Source organism: Burkholderia sp. PAMC 26561 (assembly GCF_001557535.2).
In the GTDB taxonomy this organism is placed as follows: Bacteria; Pseudomonadota; Gammaproteobacteria; order Burkholderiales; family Burkholderiaceae; genus Caballeronia.
Window position 1 is genome coordinate 2,949,782 of the sequence record NZ_CP014306.1, and the last position, 13,828, is coordinate 2,963,609.

Below are 13,828 nucleotides of genomic sequence, written 5' to 3' on the forward strand. Positions count from 1 at the left end.
CGTGGCCAGGAAGAACGGCACCATCTCGCCCCAATGGCCGGCGAAGATGTTGAGCTTCGGATACTTTTCGAAGAAACCCGCCAGGATGGTTGTGGCATACGCGGTGGGATCGTCCAGCGTCTGCGCGGCCCATCCCGCCATATGGTGCGCCGGCGCCGGACCTTTCTCAAACGCGTGATGCGGGCAGTGCGCTCAGTATCTCGTGCAGTTCATTGGCAAAGATCACCGGGTCGCTTGCATAGCTCACGTGATGCCCGATCATCTCGATGCAGGGGCAAGGCAGTTCACGCGCCAGTTGGCGTGCAGTCTGCGCGTAGAATGCGTCGCCGCTCGCGCGGCCAACGGCGGTGACCATGGGCACGCCACCGCGGCGCAACGCATCGAGATCGGGAATGAAACGGTTGATGACATTGAATTCGTGTGCAAGGAAGCGCTCAAAGTCGCCGCTGTCCTGATCCGGTGGAGCGATTGCTGCAGAAGGAAGACCAACAAACGATGAGGCGAACAGCTTCATGGCGGGAGCACCACCTTGCGTGCGATAGGTGTCATACACGCTGTCGAAAAACTTTCGCCATATCACGCCGTCCGGCAAGATGTCGCTGACAGGCGGCTCGTGGTCCACCAGCCCTCGAACGAGTTGCGGATGATCCTCTGTCAGCTTCAATGCAATATTGGCGCCGGCGCTGTTGCCGAACACGAACGCCGGTTCACCGCCCATCGCATGGATGACGGCGGCAGCATCCCGGCCTTGTTGCGCCATGTTCATTTCGGCATGTTTGTCGCCGGTACTGCGCGAATTCGCACGGCGGTCGTAACGGACGACTGTGTAGCGATCGGCTAGTTGCGCCGAGAGTCTGATGAAACGACTGCTGTCACCATTTCCCCCGACGATCAATAAAAGCAACGGCCCTTGGCCTTCAACGTCGTAGGCAATCTCTGCATCTTCATTATGGACAGTGGCAAATCGATTCATGCGGAACTCCCTGAGTAATGGCTCGTGATGCCGGCGACTATGAACATGACCGCCGCCGGGACGATCCCAATCATGTGATAAATACCGGGTGAGGTCCAATAACTTTATCTAACCGATCAATCAGTTCACCTGACCCTTGAATTCCTGTCATGCGACAGATCACGCGGCTCTAGCCTCCCGCGAGCGCAACGGATGTTCAACCGGGGTATCGAGAACCAGACGCCCGAACTCCTTCGCCGCCAGCGTCTTTTCGCCCTTGCCCCACAGCAGCCTGAACTCGGCTTCGGGCAATGCGGGCAAACCGTATTGCCCATCGATCACGGCGATGCCCGGTTCAAGGTCGTCTCGTGTCAGCACGGTGATCGCAAGGCCGGCCATGACGGCTGCACGAATGCCCGACTGACTCGACGATGTGAACGCCACATGCCAGTCCACGGGCAAGCTATCGAGCGTTTCGACGGCCACGCGCCGGTTCACACAAGGCGCCGGAAAAAACGCCAGCGGCAATGACGCGCCTTCGCGTACCTCGAACGATTCGGCCGCCGCCCATACAAACCGCGTGCGCCGCAGCACAATGCCTTCGTCGCCACTTCCGTGCTTGTGGCTCTTCACGCATAACACCACCGCGAGATCGAGCTCCTGCGCGGCAACCATCGCTTCCGAATCGATACTCATGCCAACGCTGACATCGAGCCGCACGTTTGGAAATGCCCGCGAAAATTGCGTCAGCAACACGGGCAGGCGCTCGCCCATGAAGATATCCGGTGCGCCGAACCGCACCACGCCCGATGCCGGTGATGAATGAAAACGCCGCGTGACCGCTTGCATTGCATCGAGGATTTGCGTGGCGTAGCGCAGGAAATCCTCGCCGTCCTCGGTCAGTGTCAGCGTGCGCGTCGTGCGGTAAAGCAGCGGCCTGCCGACCTCTTCTTCCAGGCGCCTGATCTGGTGACTGATGGCAGATTGCGTCAGGTTCAGCCGACGGGCGGCCTTGGTGAAGCCTCCCGCTTCGGTGACGGCGATAAACGCACGCAGCAAGCCTGGATCAAGATTCATGGTCGCTCGAATGATGAAGTGATTTACTGGATGATAGTAAATTAAATCATTTCCGTCATGGAGACGAATTGCCGAGAATGGATTTATCCCTTCTTTCGGTAGCTCGTCATGGATGCTTTGCCTCGCGTCACCGCATCAAGGCAACTCGCGCTTACGTTGTTGCTTGCGGCCGTCATAGCCGCAACTTATGGCTTTGGTGTGTACTTGTTTCCGGTTGTCCTGCCCGCGATGAAACACGATCTTGGCTTCGGGTATGCACAAGCGGGTTACATCACCGCAGCCCGGCAAATCGCGAATGTGCTGGTGGCGTTGCTGTCCGGCCTTGCTGCTTCGCGTTTCGGCGCAGCAAGAGTCATGCTGGGGGCCACCGCGTTATCGGCTGTCGGGCTTGCGTGCCTGGCCTTTGCCGATCACACCTGGGTCATGGGAGTTGTGCTTGTTGCACTCAACGCGTTCGCAGCGGCGACGTGGGTGCCCATGATGGCGCTCGTCGCGCCTTTGATCGATGAACGTCATCAAGCGAAAGCCATTGGCGTGATCGGTAGCGGCACCAACTATGGCGTGTTGCTCAACGGGCTCATGGTGCCGGGGTTGATGGCAGCGTGGGGATGGCGTTCCGTGTGGCTTGTGAGCGCGTTGTTCACGGCATTGCTGAGTGTCGTGATCTTGCTGATGTTTGCACGGCTTGGACGACCGGAAACGCGCGTGAAAGCGCAGCCAGGAGTCAAGGGGCCACGGTTCGCCGCGCGGACGCTGTTCTCGCGGCGCTGGCAGCTCGTGTACGCAATCGCGTTGCTCTCGGGCTTTGCCGGCGTGCCGTTCATCACCTATTTCTCGGCTTATGCGCACGATGACCTGCATCTCGGACTCGATGTCACCGCACATGCCTGGGCGCTCGTCGGCTTCGTGGGTGCGGTAAGCGGCCTGACGCTCGGCATGATAGGCGATGCACGATCTTCTGCCTCACAACCGCAACGTGACGGCATGCGCACGGCGCTTGTCAGCGCAGGGATTCTATTGCTGTGCGCGTCGTTGATAGCGGCATCGCGTCCCGGCGTTTATGCGTTGATGATCGCAGCCGTTGCGTTCGGCTTTTCGTTCTTTCCGCTCTTCGGGTTGTTGCATGCGTATGTCGGCAAGACGAGTGAACCGGCGCTCGCGGCTATCGTGTGCGGAATTTGCGAAGCGTCATTCGGTGCAGGGGGCGCGCTCGGTAACGTGCTCGGCGGTTTGTGCAAGAGCGTGGCCGGGTCGTTTCAACCGGTGTATTTTTTCGCGGCAGGCGCGTCCGTCGTGGCAATCGCACTGAGCTGCTTTATGCCGGGCGTGCGGCGAGCGGAATCGACTAATCGATGCACACTCGCCGACGCGCGTTGACGCGCACAAGGAAAACCGCGCGCCATCTGGAATTTCAGGTGATCGCGCCGATCTGCCAGGGCACGAATTCGTTCTGCCCATACCCGTGCACTTCGCTCTTCGACAACGTGCCCGATGCCGTCGCCAGCATCAGTTCGAAGATCTCCTGGCCGAGTTCATCAATGCTCTTTTCGCCATCGAGAATCGAACCGCAGTTCAGATCTATGTCTTCTTCCTGGCGCTTCCACAAAGCGGTATTCGTGCTGAACTTGAGCGATGGCGACGGCGCGCATCCGTAAGCCGAGCCGCGTCCGGTCGTGAAGCAGATCAGGTTCGCGCCACCCGCAACCTGCCCCGTCGCGGACACCGGGTCATAACCCGGCGTGTCCATGAACACAAGCCCACGCGCGCTGACATGCTCCGCGTACTTGTAGACATCGACGAGATTGGTCGTGCCGCCCTTCGCCACCGCGCCGAGCGATTTTTCGAGGATGGTTGTAAGGCCGCCTGCCTTGTTGCCCGCCGACGGGTTGTTGTTCAGGTCAGCGTTCATCCGCGCACAATATTCTTCCCACCAGTGAATGCGCTCGACGAGCTTGTCGCCCACTTCCTTCGATACCGCCCGTCGCGTCAGCAAATGCTCCGCGCCGTAAATCTCCGGCGTCTCCGACAGGATCGCCGTGCCGCCATGTGCGACGAGACGATCGACCGCGGCGCCCAGCGCCGGGTTCGCCGTGATCCCCGAATACCCATCCGAGCCGCCGCATTGCAGGCCGATCACGAGGTGGCTGGCATCGACGCGTTCACGCACGACCTCGTTCGCTTCCACGAGCATGACCTTGATCGCCTCGATACCCGCAGCTACCGTGCGCGCGGTGCCGCCCGTTGCCTGAATCGTCATGGTCTTGAGCCGGGCGCCTGTTTCGAGGTGCTGCTCCTGGAGCAAACCGTCGATCTGATTCGTTTCGCAACCGAGGCCGACCAGCAGCACGCCGGCAAAGTTCGCATGCCGCGCGTAGCCGCCGAGCGTGCGGCGAAGCATCTTCAGGGCTTCGCCTTCGGAGTCGACCGCGCAGCCCTGACCATGCGTGAGCGCGACCACGCCATCGACATTCGGAAATGCGGCGAGCGCTTCAGGATGCACATCGCGGCGAAAATAATCGGCGATAGCCCGTGCGGCGGTAGCCGAGCAATTTACCGATGTGAGCACGCCGATATAGTTGCGCGTCGCAATGCGTCCATCGGGACGGCGGATGCCGAGAAAACTTGCAGGCTGCACCGCGTGTTGCGTGGGTTTTGCATCTTCGCCGAACGCGTAGTCGCGATCGAAATCGCCCATTGCGAGGTTATGCACGTGCACGTGTTCGCCGACATCGATGTCGCGCTTCGCAAAGCCGATGATCTGCCCGTAGCGTCGGACGGGTTGCCCTTGCGAGACTGCTTTGACGGCAACCTTGTGCCCCGCCGGGATCAAACCGCGCACGGTGATGTCGCCATCGGCGAGCTGCATGCCCGCGACGAGTTGATGGCGAGCGATGAGGACATCATCGATGGCATTCAGGCGCACCGTCGCAGTGTTTGCGGGAGCAGTTTCAACTACTGGTTTCATAATGCGTATCTCCGTATTTTGCGTGGGGTGCGCGAGGCTCAACGCGATGCCGCTTTCGATGCAGCCAGGTCGCCCGCTTCCTGCCGCCGCCCTTTCATGCCGATGCTCAACAGCAGCAGCACGCCGATCACACCCGCCACCGCAAGCGCGCCCATGCCGGCACGCTGACTCTGAAAGAAGCTTTCGACAGCGGTCTTCAATGTCGGCGCAATGAAACCGCCGAGATTGCCCAACGCACCGATCATCGCAATACCGCTTGCCGCCGCGGTCCCGCTCAAGTACGCCGTAGGCAGTGTCCAGAACAGCGGTTGAACGACCACAAAGCCGACCGTCGCAATGCAGAATGCAAACAGAACGGGGACGAGATGCGTGCCCATTGTCGAGAGGCCAATGCCCGCTGCCGCCATGACCAGCATCACCACCGCGACCTCGCGATGCTTGCCGCGGGCATCGGCGTAACCCGTCACGAAGCGCAACGAGACCAGCGCACAGAACCATGGAATCGCGGTGAGAAAGCCCACCTTCGCGCCAATCGCGGTCCCCGTCAATTCGGATATACGCGTCGGCAGATAGAAGATCACGCCATACACGCTGACCTGGATCGCAAAGTAAATGGCGACAAAACGCAGTACGTTCCAGTTCGCGAGCGCGGCAAGCGCCGTCGACGGACCATGGGCGACCTTCAGCCGGTCCTCCGCGGCGATCGCCGATTCGAGCGCATCTTTTTCGGCATCGGTCAGCCATTTCGCCTGACGCGGTTTGCTCACGAGATAAAAGAATGCGATCACGCCGACCACGGAAGCCGCGAGCCCTTCGATCAGGAACATCCATTGCCAGTTGCGCAGCCCGAGCAAACCGCCCATGACTTCCATGAGGTAGCCGGATAACGGACTGCCGAGCACGAGTGCGACCGGGACGCCGAAATAATAGATGCCGAGCGCCTTGCCGCGCTCGCGTGCCGGAAACCAGTAGGTCGAATAAAGGATCACGCCGGGCGAAAATCCCGCTTCGGCGACGCCGAGAATGAAGCGCAGCACATAGAACGCGGTCTCGTTGTGCGCGAACATCATGGCCGCCGACGCCAGCCCCCACGTCACCATGATGCGGCTCAGCCAGACCTTTGCACCCACGCGATGCAGCATCATGTTGCTCGGAATCTCGAACACTGCATAACCGATGAAGAAGATCCCGGCGCCCAGTGCAAACGCTGCGTTGCCGATATTGGAATCGACCTGCAGCGCCTGCTTGACGAAGCCGACGTTGGAGCGGTCGAGCATGGAAAGCGCGAACATCAGCGCGAGAAATGGCGTAAGGCGCAGCCGCGCCTTGCGCACCGCGCTCGCCAACGGCTGGGACGAGAGGGCCTGAGTCTGCATGTGTATTGTCTCCATCGTGAGGACGCCGGATCCGCCCGGTCTATTTCATCTGGCACCACTCTATGCATTGGCGCGATAAACATCCAATCGATTATTGACTACAATCGATTCCATCCGGTTATGAGTAGATGCAGGTTTACCCTTCACTCGTCCCTATGTCCCGACCTTCGTCACTGCTTCCATCGACCGTCCTCGCCCGCCTGCGCTACCGGCACCTGCAATTGCTCGACATCCTCGGCCGCACGCGCAACATGCGGATCACCGCCGAGCAGATGCACATGACACAGCCTGCCGCCACGAAAATCCTGGGCGATATAGAAGGCATGCTGGACGCGCCGCTCTTCGAACGCCTGCCGCGCGAGATGCGGCCGACCGAGCTGGGGCATCTCGCGCTGCGTTATGCGAACACCGCGCTGGGCGACCTCGGGCGCTTCGTGAGCGAATTCACGACGTTGAAAAACGGCGGATATGGGCACATCACGGTCGGCGCTATATCGGCATCGGCGGCGCAACTGGTGACGGCGGGTATCGGGGAGATCCGGCGGCAACGGCCGCAACTCGTCGTGAAGCTGTTTGAACTCAGCAGCGATCAGCTTGCAATCTGGCTCGATGAAAAAAGATCGACGTGATGGTCGGCCGTCTGACCGAGCCGCGTCATCATGCGTTGTTCGACTTCGAGGTGCTCGCGGCGGAGCCGGTTTGCGTGGTGGCGGGAAGCCATCATCCATTATTGAAAAAGCGAAAGCTGGAACTGGCCGATCTCGCGGAATGGCCGTGGATTCTTTATCCGCAGGTAACGGCGATCAGGCAGTTATTCGAAGAGACGTTCGCAGCCGCGGCCATCCCTGTACCGGTCGGGATGGTGGAGCTGACATCGATATTTTCCGCGCTGGAACTCTTGCAGGCGACCGACATGATTTCGCTGCAACCACAAGCCGCCGTCGAGAAGTATGTGAACAATGGCTTGCTCGGACAGCTTCCTGTTCCGATACGCCGCGTCATGACAAGCTATGGGATCGTCACGCGCAAGCACGAATTCCCTGCGCAACCGGTGCAGGAGTTTATCGGCATCTTGCGTTCGCTTGCGGCCGATAAAGAAAAGCCTTGAGCGTTACTTCGATGTCACCTGGACCAGCGCATCGATTGCGATGGCATAGCCCTTCACGCCCAGCCCCACGATAATCCCGCGTGCCGCCGGCGAGATGAACGAGTGATGCCGGAACGATTCGCGCGCATGCACGTTCGAGATATGCAGCTCGATCAACGGAACGCTCGCGCCCTTGATTGCATCGTGTAGCGCAACCGATGTATGCGTATAAGCACCCGGATTCATCACTACGCCCAGCATGGCGCCGGCCGCGACCTCGCGCCCGGCCTCATGAATCCAGTCGATCAGCACGCCCTCGTGATTCGACTGCCTGCATTCCACCGCGACGCCCAGCTTGTCGCCTGCCTGCACGCACAGCGTTTCCACCGTATCGAGCGTGTCATGGCCGTACTGATCGGGCTCGCGCAAACCCAGCAAGTTCAGATTGGGCCCGTTGATCACCATTACCTTCTTCATGACTTCGCCCTCAGTATTTGATCTGGGAAACTGCGCGCAACTCGTCCGCCGTGGCTGTGCCAAAACCGAAGAATTCCAGATACGCCGGGATCATCTCGAAGAGCATGTCGGTGCCGACCTGCACTGCACAGCCCTTCTCTTTGGCTGCATGCAAGAGCGGCGTGTACTCTGACTTCATCACGACCTCGCCCACGAACGTGGACGGTGAAATCCGGTCGATATCGAAAGGCAGCGGATCGTTCGCGTTCATGCCGATAGGCGTTGCATTGACCACCACGTCGTAGCCCGCCGGGTCTTTCGAGCCTGTCGTCACTTCGAGCTCGGGATAGTGCTTGCGCAAACGGGCGGCGAGTGCATCGGCGGATGCGCTGCTGGTGTCGAAGAGCGCTAGCGCCGATACCCCGGACGCCGCCAGCGACGCAGCAATGGCAGAACCCACTCCGCCGCTGCCCAGCACGAATGCACGCGCGCCTTGCAACGGACGGCCCTTGCGTTCGACGCCACGCGTGAAACCGGCGCCATCGAATTGATCGCCGAGCAAGCTTCCATCCGAACGCAGCAGGATGGCGTTGCAAGCGCCTGCAATGCGCGCGGTGGGCGTGAGTTCGTCGACAAGATTCGTAGTCGTCACCTTGTGCGGCATGGTGACCAGCGCGCCGCGAATGTTGCTCAAACGGAAGAGCGACTTCACGAACGCGGCGTAATCGTCAGGCTTGACGCCCATCGGCACCACCACTGCGTCGATGCCCTTCTGCTCGAACCACGGGTTGTAGATCATGGGCGCCTTGAAGGTTTCCGTGGGATAACCCAGGTGCGCAATAAGGGTAATTTTTCCGCTGATCATCGCTGCATGCCTTAAGAAGTTGGAACTGCGGAACACTCAGTCTGCAATTTCAACGCGGCGAACGTCGCCGACTATGAAGATGTACGACAGCGCGCCAACGAGCGCCGCCGCGCCTACGTACGACAGCGCGTAGAAGAACGAGCCCGTCTTCGCCACGATCAGGCCGATCACCAGCGGCGTAACGATGCCCGCAAGGTTCGCGCAAAAATTGAAGATGCCGCCCGTCAGTCCCATCAGATTTTTTGGCGCGATATCCGAGATCAACGTCCAGCCGAGCCCGACCATGCCTTGCCCGAAGAACGCGATCGAGAGAATGGTGATGACGAGGGCGTCGCTGCTGACGTAGTTCGCCGCAATGATCGTCGATGCCCCCAGCAAACCGAAGATGATCGGCAACTTGCGTGCAATGTTGGCCGAGCCGGTGCGCTTGAGCAGAAGATCGGAGATCCATCCGCCGAACATCACGCCGACCGCCGCCGCAAGAAACGGCATCACCGCGAAGAAGCCGACCTTGAGCCAGCCCATGTGACGTTCCGTGGCTAGGTAGGTCGGGAACCACGTCAGGAAAAATACGAGCGTGGTGTTGCCCGCAAACTGCCCGAGGCATGCACCCGCGATCTGACGGCGCTTGAGCAGCTTGCCGACGTTGCCCCACGAGAAAGCCATGGTCTGCTGACCGCCCGCCGGCTCGAGGCCGCCGCCCGCGGAAATGTAGTCGAGCTCAGCCTGGTTCACCGACTTCGAATCATGCGGCTCGCGATAAAACAGCCACCAGACCATTCCGAACACAATGCCGATTACGCCCACCACAATGAACAAGGAGCGCCAGCCGAAGTTGCCCATGATCCAGAACAAGGCCGGCGCAAAACACGCGAGGCCGAGGTATTCGCCAACGGTATAAATGCCCGTGGCGCGTGCCCGCTCATGCTGCGGGAACCATGTAGCGACCACGCGGCTGTTGACCGGGAAGCATGGCGCTTCGCTGACGCCGAGCCCGAAGCGAAACAGCAGCAACGACTTGAGTCCGACGGCGAAACCCTGCATCAGCGTGAAGAACGACCAGAACGTCAGCGCGAGAAAGTAGGTGACCTTGCTGCCGAAGCGGTCAAGGAAAACGCCGCCCGGGATCTGCGCCAGCGCGTATGTCCATGAAAACGCGGAGAACACGATCCCCATCACGGCCGCATCGATTCCGAGCTCCTTCGTCATGGTCGGCGCTGCAATGCCGAGGACCGTGCGGTCCAGATAGTTGATCATCGTACCGACTGCCAGCAGCGCGAGGATCACGAAGCGCGTGCGCGACCGTGTGCGAACTGCGGCCGGCGCGGCCGTATGAACCGCGTGGGATTGGTGAACGTCTTGCATGACGCGTCTCCTGAATCAAAATATTGGATCCCGCCCTGCGGTTTTATGCGCGAGCGATGTTATTGGACCGGTGGTCCGCCCATTAAAAGCGGTGATGATACCTACGCCGCAGCTCACTGCTGGAAGCCGTTGCTGAAAACTGCCGCTATAACGCTTGATGGACACTTTGATCAGCGTTCCTAATCTATTAAATTGATTTCTTGCTTACGGAAAAAGGCACTGCATGTGCGAGTGCCTTGTTGATCACTCGCCGCTTGTTAGCCGTGCCGGTATGTCGTCACAATAGAGCGAAGGCCGAGTCCGGGCAACGGAATATTAGAAAACACGTATGTTTATCGAACGCATTCGTTCGGTAATCGCGCATTATTCGGGTTTGCACTAGACGGTGCTCGACGTTGACGAATCAGACTTCTCGTGCCTTCCCGAGCGCAATCAGATTCCCTTCGCCGAACCCTTCCCCGCCGCGCCGCTCCACGATTTCGAAGAACATGTCCCCGGCCTCGTGCTGGATGAAAGTCTGCAAGAAGAGCAACGGCTTGCCGTCCTCGGCTATACGGCCATCGACGAGAATGCCGCGTGAGCGCAATGCCTCCACATCCAGTCCATGACCGGGCAAGCGCGCATCGAGTTGCTCGTAGTATTTCGCCGGCGGCTGCACGAAGCGCATGCCGCGTGCACGCAAGATGTCGACGGAAGCAAAGATATTCTTCGATGCCAGCGCGATATGCTGCACGCCTTCGCCGCTGTGATCGGGCAGATAGTCCTGCATCAGGCTCGTACGATACGTGCCTTCTTCATACACCGGAATGCTGAACGTCTGGCATGGCGAGACGATCACGGGCAGATCCTGTGCGACTTTCCAGTCGGGATGTATCGCGTGGATCTCCTTGAAATGGAGCACCTGGAGATAGAACTCCAGCCAGTCCGGAAGCCGGCCAGCCCCAACGGTCTGCGTAAAGTGATCGACCTTGACGAGCCCTGCGTCGTTGTCATGCAATGCAGATCTTGTGGTTTGTGCATCGAGCCACTTGAAATCGATGTCGTAGATGGACTTCGCTTTCTCGCTCGGTGGCGCGTCCCGGCCCTCCCAATGATCCACGAAATAAATATGCGAGTCGCCAATGCCCTGGATCGCGGGAATCATCAACTCGTTGGGTCCAAGCCGTTCGCCTTCGAAATCCCAGGCCCCAAACTCGACGGCGCGTTCGTGCGAGATAGGCGCATCCAGCACGCGAAGGCCGATTGCACATATGCCCACGCCATGCGTCTGCGCAAAGCGGGTGGCGAACGAATCGTCGTCGGCATTGACAAGGAAATTCATGTTCCCTTGCCGGTACAGCGTGACGTCCTTGCTGATATGGCGGGCAACCTGCGTAAAACCGAGTTGCTCGAAGAGCGCACGCAGCCGGTCAGGATCCGGGCTGGAAAACTCGACAAATTCGAGGCCGGCGACGCCGAGGGGGTTGTCGCCCTGCAGCATTTGCGCCGAGGCAGCGCCAGGCAGGGAAGCATCGTTGTTCATCGAAAATCACCTCAGAGAAAGTCCGGTCACATTCGCCTGAGGCCTGGTCATCCGTAATGTCCGATGTCCAGTCGCAGCAAGCGCGTGAACAGATTATCGCCTCAGGCGGCGAGGCGTCAAACTCTCTGCACGTGTCCCCATGCCTGCGCGCGCCGCTGCGCATGGGCGGCAAGGCGCACGGGCGCGTTCGCCGCGCCGTATCCTTCGTAGCCGCCACGGCGTTCCACGATCTCGAGGAAAAAGCGTTCGTTGAATTGCTCCGTGTAAACGTGTAGAAACTCTCCGCCATCGGGATCGCGATCATAGAGGATGCCGCCCTCGCACATGCGCTCGATCTGCGTATCGTCGAATCCAAAACGGGCTTGCAGGTCGTCATAATAGTTGCGCGGAATGCGCAGCAATGGCACGCCTTGCGTACGCAACGCAGCGACGGTCGCAAAGATATCGCGGGTCGCGAACGCGACGTGATTGAGCCCCGAGCCGTGGTACTTAGAGAGCGATTCAACCACCGATGTATGCCGGTCTGCCGACGCATTCAGCACGATCCGCACAGACCCGTCGCGGCTGCGCAGCGACCGGCTTCTGACAAGGCCGTACGGGTCCGGCAAGAGCACGGAAGCTTCTGCATCAAAACCGAAGGTAGCCTTGAAGTACAGCACCCACGTGTCGAGCGTATCGGCGGGGATGTTCAGGCAAACGTGGTCAATACACTGCAGCGGATCCGCACCGCTCCTGCTTTCGATATTGCCGAGATTGAAATCGGTTTCGTAAAGCGTGGGTTCGCCGGGCGCTTCATCGACAAAATATTGCAGGCTTCCATCCGGCGCCTGCACGCTCGGCACCACACGTTCGTTCGGCCCCACCCTGCCTGAAAACGGGACGAAGCCGAATGCCGCTGCGCGCTCGAAGGCTTGCGCGGCATTGTCGACCCGATACGCCGATGCACACACGGACAACCCATGCGCCTCATGAAACTCGCTCGCAAACGAGTTGGCCTCTTCGTTGAGCAGAATGCTCGCGTCGCCCTGCACGTAGAGCGTCACCTGCTTCGACCGGTGCCGCCCCGCTGCGCGAAATCCCATGCGTTCGAGCCATTGTGCGAGCGTCCGGCCGCTGTTTGCATCGACGGCGAATTCGAGAAACTGGAAGCCTGCGTGCGCAGGCGCGGCCGGCGGATGGAACAACGTCTCCTTCGATGCCCCCGCGCATTGCTCCTCGAGAAAGAGCAGCGAACGATAACCATCCACAGCAGTTGCCGCATTGGGCGCGGCACGAAAGCCGTCGTTGAAGATTTCAAGCGACAACGGTCCCGCGTAACCCGATGCCAGCACTGCACGCGTGAAGGCCGTCACATCCAGATCGCCTTGCCCGGGAAAACAGCGGTAATGGCGGCTCCATTCGAGCACGTCCATTGCCATTCTGGGGGCATCGGCGATCTGCACGAACGTGATGCGATCGGCGGGGATGCTGGCGATTTCATCAAGCGAATCGCCTATGGACAGCGTATGGAAGCTATCGAGAATCAGGCCGAGGTTGGCGTGATCGAGCGTATTGACCAGGCGCCATGCGTGCTTGTAGGAGTTGACATGCCGGCCCCACGCGAGCGCTTCGTAACCTGCGATCACGCCTTCGGCGCGCGCAAGGTCGGCGAACTCTCCAAGCTGATCGATGATCAGCGCATCGTCGCGGATCGTATCTGGTGATGCATTGCTGCAGACCAGAATGCGATCCGTGCCCAGTTGATGCATCAGGTCGAACTTGCGGCGGGCGCGTTCAAGGTTGCGCGCGAGTTTGTCGGCGCTGACGCCTTCGAAGTCGCGGAACGGCTGGTACAGCATGATCCTGAGTCCGAGATCGGCGCAGATGCGTTTGACGTCAGCGGGAGAACCGTCGAAGTAAAGGAGATCGTTTTCGAAGATTTCGACACCGTCGAAGGCGGCTGCGCTGATGGCTTTCAGCTTTTCGATGAGCGTACCGCTGATGGATACTGTGGCGATGGATCTTTGCACGGAAGTCTCGGGGTGGTTGTTCGGGCGGTTTTTTATGCTGGCGCTTGAGTCGCGGGGTTCGGTACAGTGGGCGGGGGTGATGCCGGGTTGTTGCTTCTTACGCTACCGCGCGGTCTGTTCTAGCTGATTTCTTTAACACTATTAGCCACTGTGC

General features: G+C 59.8%; 10 protein-coding genes and 1 pseudogene. 2 read left to right on the forward strand and 9 right to left on the reverse strand.

Annotation, left to right across the window (positions count from 1 at the left end):
• Positions 1-166: 166 nt before the first annotated feature.
• Together AXG89_RS13605 and AXG89_RS13610 are read right to left on the reverse strand one after the other, a co-directional pair.
• Positions 167-1,072, reverse strand: coding sequence for an alpha/beta fold hydrolase (locus AXG89_RS13605; protein ID WP_205583050.1), 906 nt, complete (start codon positions 1,070-1,072; stop codon positions 167-169).
• Positions 1,073-1,132: 60 nt separating this feature from the next.
• Positions 1,133-2,029: a LysR family transcriptional regulator gene (locus AXG89_RS13610; protein WP_062169947.1), complete on the reverse strand. Its 897-nt coding sequence runs from the start codon at positions 2,027-2,029 to the stop codon at positions 1,133-1,135.
• 108 nt (positions 2,030-2,137) lie between these two features.
• Here AXG89_RS13610 and AXG89_RS13615 point away from each other — a divergent pair, with 108 nt between their 5' ends.
• Positions 2,138-3,406 carry an MFS transporter gene (locus tag AXG89_RS13615; RefSeq protein ID WP_061999413.1) on the forward strand — a complete coding sequence of 423 codons (1,269 nt, stop codon included), beginning with the start codon at positions 2,138-2,140 and terminating at the stop codon, positions 3,404-3,406.
• 34 nt (positions 3,407-3,440) lie between these two features.
• Here the strand turns inward: AXG89_RS13615 and AXG89_RS13620 are convergent, their stop codons facing one another.
• Positions 3,441-4,994 (reverse strand): UxaA family hydrolase, encoded by a 1,554-nt coding sequence (locus AXG89_RS13620; RefSeq protein WP_062000848.1) that lies wholly within the window; start codon positions 4,992-4,994, stop codon positions 3,441-3,443.
• A gap of 38 nt (positions 4,995-5,032) precedes the next feature.
• Entirely contained in the window at positions 5,033-6,370 is a 1,338-nt protein-coding gene (locus tag AXG89_RS13625) for an MFS transporter (RefSeq protein WP_062169948.1), read from the reverse strand.
• Positions 6,371-6,525: 155 nt separating this feature from the next.
• Between AXG89_RS13625 and AXG89_RS13630 the strand changes: the two are divergent.
• Positions 6,526-7,478: pseudogene (locus tag AXG89_RS13630) on the forward strand (LysR family transcriptional regulator).
• Between the two features lie 3 nt (positions 7,479-7,481).
• On the opposite strand, the gene aroQ reads toward AXG89_RS13630, so the two are convergent.
• From aroQ to AXG89_RS13655, 5 genes are all read right to left on the reverse strand, one after another.
• Entirely contained in the window at positions 7,482-7,934 is a 453-nt protein-coding gene (gene aroQ, locus AXG89_RS13635; protein ID WP_061999416.1) for a type II 3-dehydroquinate dehydratase, read from the reverse strand.
• 10 nt (positions 7,935-7,944) lie between these two features.
• Positions 7,945-8,778: a shikimate dehydrogenase family protein gene (locus AXG89_RS13640; protein ID WP_062169949.1), complete on the reverse strand. Its 834-nt coding sequence runs from the start codon at positions 8,776-8,778 to the stop codon at positions 7,945-7,947.
• A 36-nt stretch (positions 8,779-8,814) separates the two neighbouring features.
• Complete coding sequence (locus AXG89_RS13645; protein WP_061999418.1) at positions 8,815-10,143, reverse strand: MFS transporter; 1,329 nt, start codon at positions 10,141-10,143, stop codon at positions 8,815-8,817.
• Between the two features lie 403 nt (positions 10,144-10,546).
• Complete coding sequence (locus AXG89_RS13650; protein WP_061999419.1) at positions 10,547-11,665, reverse strand: 4-hydroxyphenylpyruvate dioxygenase family protein; 1,119 nt, start codon at positions 11,663-11,665, stop codon at positions 10,547-10,549.
• A 116-nt stretch (positions 11,666-11,781) separates the two neighbouring features.
• A complete protein-coding gene (locus AXG89_RS13655; RefSeq protein WP_062169950.1) occupies positions 11,782-13,674 on the reverse strand; it encodes a bifunctional sugar phosphate isomerase/epimerase/4-hydroxyphenylpyruvate dioxygenase family protein in 1,893 nt (630 codons plus the stop codon).
• Positions 13,675-13,828 lie beyond the last annotated feature (154 nt).

Bases quoted from the DNA above. Each gene is read 5' to 3' on its own strand.
- AXG89_RS13610 (WP_062169947.1), bottom strand. From the start codon at position 2,029: ATGAATCTTGATCCAGGCTTGCTGCGTGCGTTTATCGCCGTCACCGAA.
- AXG89_RS13615 (WP_061999413.1), top strand. From the start codon at position 2,138: ATGGATGCTTTGCCTCGCGTCACCGCATCAAGGCAACTCGCGCTTACG.
- AXG89_RS13620 (WP_062000848.1), bottom strand. From the start codon at position 4,994: ATGAAACCAGTAGTTGAAACTGCTCCCGCAAACACTGCGACGGTGCGC.
- AXG89_RS13625 (WP_062169948.1), bottom strand. From the start codon at position 6,370: ATGCAGACTCAGGCCCTCTCGTCCCAGCCGTTGGCGAGCGCGGTGCGC.
- aroQ (WP_061999416.1), bottom strand. From the start codon at position 7,934: ATGAAGAAGGTAATGGTGATCAACGGGCCCAATCTGAACTTGCTGGGT.
- AXG89_RS13640 (WP_062169949.1), bottom strand. From the start codon at position 8,778: ATGATCAGCGGAAAAATTACCCTTATTGCGCACCTGGGTTATCCCACG.
- AXG89_RS13645 (WP_061999418.1), bottom strand. From the start codon at position 10,143: ATGCAAGACGTTCACCAATCCCACGCGGTTCATACGGCCGCGCCGGCC.
- AXG89_RS13650 (WP_061999419.1), bottom strand. From the start codon at position 11,665: ATGAACAACGATGCTTCCCTGCCTGGCGCTGCCTCGGCGCAAATGCTG.